The organism is Streptosporangium sp. NPDC051023 (genome assembly GCF_040689595.1).
Lineage (GTDB): Bacteria > Actinomycetota > Actinomycetes > Streptosporangiales > Streptosporangiaceae > Streptosporangium.
Genome location: NZ_JBFBCE010000167.1, coordinates 1 through 8,068, shown reverse-complemented (window position 1 = coordinate 8,068; position 8,068 = coordinate 1). Strand labels below are relative to the sequence as shown.

The window sequence follows — 8,068 nt, the reverse complement described above, 5'->3', positions numbered from 1 at the left end:
GCTGGCACTGCCCGCGGCGACCCGGCCGCGGCTCGACACGGACGTCAGGGAACCCGGGACGCCCTTCCGCCATCGCGAGGCGCTCCTGCCACGGTTCCTCGGCCCGCACGCCGCGGGATCGGCGCTCGCCGGACTCGAGGTGGCCTACCGCTCGGCCCGCGACCGGATCGCGGCAGTGCTGATTTAGCGACGCCTGGCGGCGTCGCGGGCTTGGGCGCGCCGGTGTCTTCCCTCGTCGTTCGGTCGCTGCGCTCCCTCTCTCCTCAGTCCGGACACCGGCGCGCCCAAGCCAAAAAGCAGTCCCCGGGTAACGGGGAGTGGGGCGGGTCCCAGTCCGGACACAGGTGTGCCCATGCCACAACCGGTCCCAGCGGCACCGGCGATGTCTGATCCGGGAAACACGCTGTAGACCGGCTGTGGAGGGGTCAGACCCTCGGTTCCGCCTCCTCGCGCAGTGACTCGACCAGCGCGACGATCCGGTCGACCGTGAGGAAGTTGTCCAGTTTCAGGACGTCGTCGGGCACCGTGACGTCGAACCGCTCCTCAAGACCCATCACCAGCACCACCGACTGGAACGAGGTGATGCCGCGTTCGCTGAGGTTCTGCGAGCCGTCGCTGCCCGGCTCGATCTGCAGGGACTCCCGCAGCAGATCGATGACCGCTGCCCTGATGTCGCCGTTGCCCACGGACCACTCCCCCTCCGGCTTCCCCGTCTCTGCCACGGTCGGCGGCGCGGCCGGAGCCTCTCGCCGACACGACCGGCGGCGGCCAGGCTAGGCAGGCCGCTTCCCGGAGGTCAAGGCGATCCCGGATAGCCCTTCGGGCATAGTCGGGCGACCGAATCACCGGCCGCTCGCGTGGGTCTTTGGCGGATCCGGACGGACCGGGATGCTGGCCGTGGCGGTCTGTCGAAACGATGGAGACTTCGAAGGAGTGGCCCGATGCCAAGTTCCGCGGCCGAGCATCCGCACGCGCTCACCGGGAACGGCGAGGGTGCCCGGCCGTGACCACGCTGCACGCCGTGGCCGGATACCTGCCGCCCTACCGGATGCCCCTCGACGCGATCGCCGAACGGCTTGAGCTGTCCTCGGACCAGGTCAGGATATTCCGGCGGTTCTTCGGGTTCCGCGAGGTCTGTTACGAGCCGGACGGCACCCTCGTCGAGCTGCTGACCGCCGCGGCGTCGGCGCTGGACGCGCTGCGCGACCAGCGGCACCGGGTGCGCTACCTCATCCACGCGCGCAGCCTGCCGGAGGTCGCGCCGTATCCGATCAATCCGCTCCAGGAGGTCCGCGAGCTGCTCGGCCTCGGCCACGCGCAGGCGTTCACCCTCGCCGCGCACGGCTGCGCCTCCGGGCTGCAGGCGGTCGACGTCGCGGGAAAGCTGCTCGCCTCCGACGGCGAACCGGACGCCCTCGCGCTGATCCTCGCCGGGGAGAAGGTGTTCAGCCGCAGGGCGCAGATGATCAGCGACATCTCGATCATGGGTGAGGGCGCGGCGGCGGTCCTCGTCAGCCCGCGCGGCGAGCGCGACCGGATGCTGTCGTACGCCAGCGAGACCCACGGGCGCTTCGCGTCCTTCTGGAAGAGCACGCCCGGCTCGTTCACGGACTACTCAGAGGCGTATCCCGCGGCGCTCGCCGCCGTCATGACGGCCGCCGCCGAGCACGCCGGGCTGGCCCTCGGAGACATGGCCGCCGTCCTGCCGCACAGCGTGAACCTCATGTCCTGGAACCGGCTGTGCACGCAGATCGGGTTTCCCGCCGAGCGGGTCGTGCTGGACAACGTCGCCGTCACCGGGCACAGCTTCTGCGCCGACCCGTTCATCAACTACCGCACCGCGGTCGGCGACGGCAGGATCCGCCCGGGTGACGCCTACCTGATGGTGGCCGCCGGTCTGAGCGGGACCTTCTCCGCGATGGCCTTCCGGCACTGAACCGCACCGAGCTTTCGACGCCGAACCGCACCGGATCTGAGGGATAGCCGTGTACACGACTCTGCCGCCGGAGGACTCGACCGCCGGGTCGCCCGCGGTCCCTGGCATCCTGCCGCTACGCCTCGACTCCTGCCGTCACCTCCTGCTGCCCCCGGGGCTGTGGACCGCCTCGGAGGACGACCGGCGAACCGTCACACAGCACTACGAGGAGATGTCCGCCTCCTACGGCCTGTCCCTCCCCTTCGAGGAGCTGGCCAGCAGCCGCCGCAACACGTTCGCCGACATCGCCGCCGCCGTTCTCCCACGGGACACCGGGGTGCCCGATGTGATCATGATGGCGCACCTGACGCCGGACTACGACGCCCGCCGGTCGCCGACCTCCGAGCTGGTCGGCCTGCTGGGCGACGGGCCGCTGCCGTACCGGGTCTCCGACGAGGGCACCGTCTCGCCGTTCACCGCGCTGAGGCTCGCCGGTGAGCACGCGCGCTGGGACCCGGCGGAGCGCGTCCTGCTCCTGATCATGGACCAGGCCGACACCCGCCCGGTGCGTCCCGTGCCCGCGACCGCCGTGGTCGAGCGGGACTCCGTGGTGGCGCTGTCACTGTCGCGCTCGACGACGACGGCGGGGATCCCGGTGCGCCGGCTCACCGGGGTCACACGTGAGCAGCTGCGGGACGCCCTCGCCGGAATCGTCGGGGAGACGCTTCCCGGCGAGACGCCGTACGCGCTCGTCCTCGGCGCGGGACTGGCCGGGCTGCCCGCTCCCGCCGGCGCGCGGGACGTGCTCCACGCCCGCCCCGGCCTTGGCTGCACCGGCGTCTGGGCGGCGCTGGCCGAGCACGCGCCCCGGCTGCGGGCGGGCGGCCATCCGGTGCTGCTCGCCGAGTACGACCCGATGTACGGCTTCCTCGCCGTCGCCGTACTGGCGGCGAAGGAGCTGCCCGGCGCGAAGCCGGTCGCCCCGTGACACCGGAGGGCTCCCCACCACTCGTGGCCGGGACCGCGACGAACCATTCCCCGCCGCCTTCCTCCGTCTCCTGGCGAATCCTCCGGCAGGCGGGCCCGATGGCGGTCGGCGACGTGACCAGCGTCGTCCTGCCGATCGCCATGGTCGCGATGCTCGGCCGGGCGGTCGGCGACCATGCCCTGCTCGTCCGCTCCCTCTACCTGCCGATGGAGCTCATCTACGTCGCGATCCAGCTCGCCTTCAGCGTCAGCGGCCAGGTCAGCGCGGCGATCGGCTTCGGCGCCCGCCGCAAGGACGAGGTCGCCGCGCAGACCGCGGGCCTGGCCGTGCTGTGGGCGGCGCTTGGGGCGGCGATGGCGCTGGCCCTGTGGTTCATGGCGCCGCATCTGGCGACCGTGCTGGGGGTCGGGCTCGGGGAGCACGACGATTTCGTCGCGCTGGTGCGCTGGTCGGCGATCTGCCATCCGCTGCTGGCGGTGCCGGTCCTGAGCTCGGCCGCCCTGCGCGGCGCCGGGCGCCCCAAGGCGAGTACGGCACTGACCGCGATCGGCTCGGTGCTGGAGCTGGGAACGGTCGCGTTCCTCGGCGTCGGCGGCGGCCTGGGCGCCAACGCGATCCCCGTCGCGTTCGCGGTCGGCGGCGTGGGGAGCGGCACGCTCGGCGTGTTCCTGATGCGCCGCGCCGGTCTGTGGCCCACCGGCGGCTTCGAACTCGGGCCGCAGGTACGCCGGGCGCTCGGCAGGCTCACCTCGGTCGGCGTACCTGTCTGCCTGTCGTACGTCGTCCTGTCGATCAGTAACTTCGTCCTGCTGAGCCTGCTCGGACCGCTCGGGCCGACCGTGCAGGCCGGATACGCGAACGCGCTTACCCTGCAGACGTTCATCACGGCGCCCGGCGTCGTGCTCGGCTCCGCGACGGCGATCCTGATGAACCAGCAGCGGGGAGCGGGTCGGGAGTCGGAGTCGGGCCGCACGTTCCAGGCCGGTCTCAAGATCTGCGCGGTGGTGTACATCCCGCTGGCCGCCGCCGCGTGGCTCGGCCGCGACTGGCTCGGATGGCTGAGCACGACCGACCCGGCCATCCACGCCGAGACCGCCCGGTTCCTGGCGATCGTCGGGCCGACGTACGTCATCCTCGGCCTCACGCTGCTGGCCCTGACCGCGATCGAGCAGATCGGCATGGGAGTCCTCGCCACCGTGCTCAACCTCGTGTACTTCATCGGCATCACCGCCATCGGCGGCTGGGCCGCCCGAGCCGGCAACAGCTCGCTCGGCCTGTACTGGACCGTGGCGGCGTTCAACCTGAGCGCGCTGGCCGGGGTCGTCTCGATCACCCTGCTCGTCCGGCGGCGCTCCGGAGAGGTGACCGCCTCCTGACCGCGTCCCTCGTGTCTCCCCGTCCCCCGTGTCCCCTATATCCCCGTGTCCCTGAGGAGCAGGCGTGGAACACCCGCCAGCAGTGATCCGACGCACGGTCGCCTTCCGCGGCGGCCGTACCGTCTCCGCGCCCCTGACCTGGGGGCAGCGACAGGTGTGGAACGACATCCAGTGGATGCTGCCGGACACCGCGTTCTTCGACATCGCGCTGGCCGTTCCGATGCCCGCCGGTGCCGATCTCGCGCGGATCACCGCGCAGATCGGCGAGCTGGTGAGCCGCCACGAGTCACTGCGCACGCTCTTCTTCGCCGACCCCAGGGGCAGGCCCGCGCAGCGCGTGCTGGCGGCGGGGCAGGTGCGGGTGGACGTGCTGCCGGACGGCGGCGACGTCCCCGACGCGGTCTTCGACCACTTCCTCACCGGGTGGAGCAGCCAGGGGTTCGACACCGCGCGGGAGATTCCCGCCCGTTTCCTGGTCCGTCACGTCGAGGGCGGCGTGTCCACGGTGGTGGTGTGCACCTCGCATCTGGCGGCCGACCACGCCAGCCAGCGGCTGCTGGTCGCGGAGCTGTACGACCTGGTGGCCGCAGCCATGACGGGTACGGCGGCGCCCGCGCGACGCCCCGCCCGCGAGCCCGCCGACCAGGCGGAGTTCGAGGCGTCGCCCACGGGTGAGCGCCTCTGCGAGCGGGCGATCGAGCACAGGCGCCGCCAGCTCACGGCGGCTCCGCCGAGCATGTTCCCCAGGCGTGGCACCGAAGCAGGCCAGACGCCGAGGTTCTGGCGCGGCGAGCGGATCTCCCGTGCCGTGCCGCTGGCGCTGCGCGTCCTGGCGTCGCGCTACCGCAGCGGGCCGTCGAGCGTGCTGCTGGCCGCCGTCGCCGCGCTGCTCGGCGTCTCGACGGGTCTCGATCGTTGCGCGCTGCGACTGGTCGTCGACAACCGGGAGACACCCGAGTCCCGCTTCGTGATCGGTACGCCGACGCAGGAGGTCTTCACCACGCTGCCGGTCGGCCAGGACTCCTTCGATTCGCTGGTGCGGGACTGCTGGACGGTCTCGACCGCTGCCCACCGGTACGGCCGGTGCGACCCGAAGCGCGTCGACGAGGTCGTCGACGAGGTCGCGAAGGCCCGAGGCGTCGACCTCGACCTCAGCTGTTTCTTCAACGACACGTGGTCGGCCTTCCAGACGGCGGCCTCTCCCGAGGACGGCACCGCCCCGGACGCCGACGTCGTTCTCGCGGCCCTGGCGGACTCCCGGTTTCACTGGGCCGAACGGTACGACCGGGACAACATCAGCTTCTTCTTCACCACCTTCGACACGGCCGAGTCCGCCGAGTTGATCAAGCTGAGCCTGCTGGTGGACACCCGGACCATCCCGCCCGCCGCGGCCGAGGAGTTCCTGCGCCGGACCGAGGCCCTCCTGGTCGACCTCGCCACCGGTTCCGGCACCGAGGTCCGGCCGTCGGCCCTGCCTCCGGTGACCGGCTTCCCCGCGGACCGGTGGCGTGGGGAAACGCCCGCCGAGATCGCGGGGCATCCAGCGTGACATCCCCGACCAGCACCTTCGTGGAAGCAGAGGTTTCGTCATGACCGTCCATCTCGACCTGCCGGAACGGCTCTCCCCGGCGCAGGCGCGGGCCATCGCCGACCGGCTCGCCTACAGCGTTGAGGGGATCAGCGCGGTCGAGGTGCTGGTCTCGTCCGGTACCCGGCCCGCACTCGCGCTGTCGCACGACGGCGGCCTGGCCGAGGAGGACATCGGCCGGATCGTGGAGGAACTGGTCAAGGAGACGATGGCGGCGCGGGTGACCGAACCGCGTGTCACCCACCGGCGGCAGCCCGAGTCGCGGACCGGGGCGGGGGCTGAGGCACGGGCCGCGGGACCTGCCTCCGCCGAGGGGGCCGCCGCCGCACGGCCGGTGCTCCACCGGGCCTTCGACACGATGTTCCGCGACCTCGCGTACGCCGCCGGGGCCACGGAACGACGCTGTCCCGCGCTGATCGACCTGCGGGTGATGGAACGCTGCCGGTACGTGGAGCTCTTTCCACAGAACGCCTACCTGGTCGACGAGCTTCCCCACCACCGGCCTGCGCTGGCCCGGCTCCGGGACGGCAGCGCGTCCCTGGACGAAGTGCGCAGGTCCAGCAGCTACATGCTCAATCCGGCGCTGTGCTTCCACGTCTATGACGAGTTCTCCGGCACCCGCCCCGACGGGCTCACCGTCGTGACCGTCGAAGGCGACTGTTTCCGGCACGAGGCCGCCTGGCGGCTTGACGACTTCCGGCTGCCCTCGTTCACGATGCGAGAGATCGTCTTCTTCGGCTCGGCCGACGAGGTGGACGCGCTGCGCGGCACGCTGCTTGAGCAGGTGTGGCGACTCTACGGCGAGCTCGGCCTGTACGGACGGATCGAGACCGCCACCGACCCGTTCTACTACGTCGAGGACTCGGCCATGCGCCAGCATCAGCTGCTGGCGCAGGTCAAGTACGAGCTGGTCGCCTCCCGCCCCGGAGGCGCCGATTCGGCGATCGCGTCGTTCAACAACGTCCGCGACTCCTTGTGCCAGCAGTTCGACATCCGGGATGAGGACGCGCGGGCGGTGCACTCGGGATGTGTCGCCTTCGGCGTCGACCGCTGGGTCGAGCTGATTCTGGAGACCTTCGGCGCCGACCGGCGGCGGTGGCCGGAGCGGATCCTGGAGTTCTGTGCCTGACCCCGTCGGCCGACGGCCGGCCGCCTGAACGGGCCCCGGCCGGAGGTCAGCCGTTGAGGGCCGGGAGCCCGCCCAGCTCCCGTTCCAACAGACGGCCGAGCGCCTCACACGACGGCAGCCAGGCGGCGAAACCTCCCGGTGCGCCCGGCCGCGGGGCGGGGAACTCGGTGAACCGTCCCCCGGCCGCCGTCACCAGGACTCCTCCCGCCGCGGTGTCCCACGGGTACACGTCGGCGTTGGCGGCCACATCGGCGCGACCAGCGGCGACGTAAGCCAGCGCCAGCGCAGAGCTGCCGATCCTGCGCACGTCCGCGATGTCCAGCAGCCGGTGGAAGAGGTCCAGCTCGACACCGTCGGCCGCCCCCGCGGTGGGGATGTCGGTGAGCAGCATCGGCAGGCGCTCCCCCGCCTGCTCCGTCACCTCGTGGTCCGGCGGACCGGGCAGCGGTGCACCGTTCAGCAACAGCCCGTCCGTTCCCGCGCTGAACAGCTCGTCGCGGACCGGGTCGTAGACGCAGCCGCCGACCGGGACGCCCCGCCGCAGGATTCCGATGGAGACACAGAAGAGCGCGATCCCACGGGCGAAGTTGTGCGTGCCGTCGATCGGGTCGACGTACCACGCCAGCTCTCCGTCTCCGCTGGTGCCGTCCTCCTCACCGATGACGACGCTGTCGGGGAAGACATCGGTCAGATCCCGCCTGATCATCTGCTCCGCGGCGGAGTCGCACCGGGTCACCAGGTCGAACCGGCCGTTCTTCGTGCTCAGGCGGGAAGGCTCGGAGAAGGAGTCCAGGAGATAGGCCCCCGCGCGTCGGCAGGCGTTCGCCGCGACCTCGACGAGCTCGTCAGCATGACCTTTCACGGTAGTGATCATCCGTTCCGGCAGTAGTGGCAGATGACGCCAAGCCGATATGGCGCTGAAACCGGTTCCGGCGCGGGAGCACCGGTGTCCGGACTGGGACTCGCTCCACTCCCGGTTACCCGGGGACTGGTTGTGGCTTGGGCGCGCCGGTGTCTGGACTGAGGAGCGAAGGAGCGAAGCGGATGAGCGACGAGGGAAGACACCGGCACC

Annotated in this window: 8 protein-coding genes; 6 read left to right on the top strand and 2 right to left on the bottom strand. The window is 71.5% G+C overall.

Annotated elements, in window-relative coordinates:
* The coding region (locus AB0395_RS47165; RefSeq protein WP_366294618.1) for a hypothetical protein at positions 1–187 on the top strand (187 nt) is incomplete at its 5' end.
* A gap of 238 nt (positions 188–425) precedes the next feature.
* Here AB0395_RS47165 and AB0395_RS47160 read toward each other — a convergent pair.
* On the bottom strand, positions 426–686 hold the full coding sequence (locus tag AB0395_RS47160; RefSeq protein WP_366294615.1) for a phosphopantetheine-binding protein: 261 nt from the start codon (positions 684–686) through the stop codon (positions 426–428).
* 317 nt (positions 687–1,003) lie between these two features.
* On the opposite strand from AB0395_RS47160, the gene AB0395_RS47155 reads away from it, so the two are divergent.
* The 5 genes from AB0395_RS47155 to AB0395_RS47135 all read left to right on the top strand — a co-directional run bounded on the left by AB0395_RS47155 (position 1,004) and on the right by AB0395_RS47135 (position 6,996).
* On the top strand, positions 1,004–1,936 hold the full coding sequence (locus AB0395_RS47155; protein ID WP_366294612.1) for a 3-oxoacyl-[acyl-carrier-protein] synthase III C-terminal domain-containing protein: 933 nt from the start codon (positions 1,004–1,006) through the stop codon (positions 1,934–1,936).
* A 49-nt stretch (positions 1,937–1,985) separates the two neighbouring features.
* The gene (locus AB0395_RS47150) at positions 1,986–2,903 is read left to right on the top strand and encodes a hypothetical protein (RefSeq protein WP_366294609.1); all 918 of its coding nucleotides are present in this window, start codon (positions 1,986–1,988) and stop codon (positions 2,901–2,903) included.
* A 98-nt stretch (positions 2,904–3,001) separates the two neighbouring features.
* A complete protein-coding gene (locus AB0395_RS47145) occupies positions 3,002–4,279 on the top strand; it encodes an MATE family efflux transporter (protein WP_366294606.1) in 1,278 nt (425 codons plus the stop codon).
* Between the two features lie 64 nt (positions 4,280–4,343).
* On the top strand, positions 4,344–5,828 hold the full coding sequence (locus AB0395_RS47140) for a condensation domain-containing protein (RefSeq protein ID WP_366294603.1): 1,485 nt from the start codon (positions 4,344–4,346) through the stop codon (positions 5,826–5,828).
* 40 nt (positions 5,829–5,868) lie between these two features.
* On the top strand, positions 5,869–6,996 hold the full coding sequence (locus AB0395_RS47135; RefSeq protein WP_366294600.1) for an aminoacyl--tRNA ligase-related protein: 1,128 nt from the start codon (positions 5,869–5,871) through the stop codon (positions 6,994–6,996).
* Between the two features lie 46 nt (positions 6,997–7,042).
* On the opposite strand, the gene AB0395_RS47130 is transcribed toward AB0395_RS47135, so the two are convergent.
* Entirely contained in the window at positions 7,043–7,858 is an 816-nt protein-coding gene (locus AB0395_RS47130; RefSeq protein WP_366294597.1) for an inositol monophosphatase, read from the bottom strand.
* Positions 7,859–8,068 lie beyond the last annotated feature (210 nt).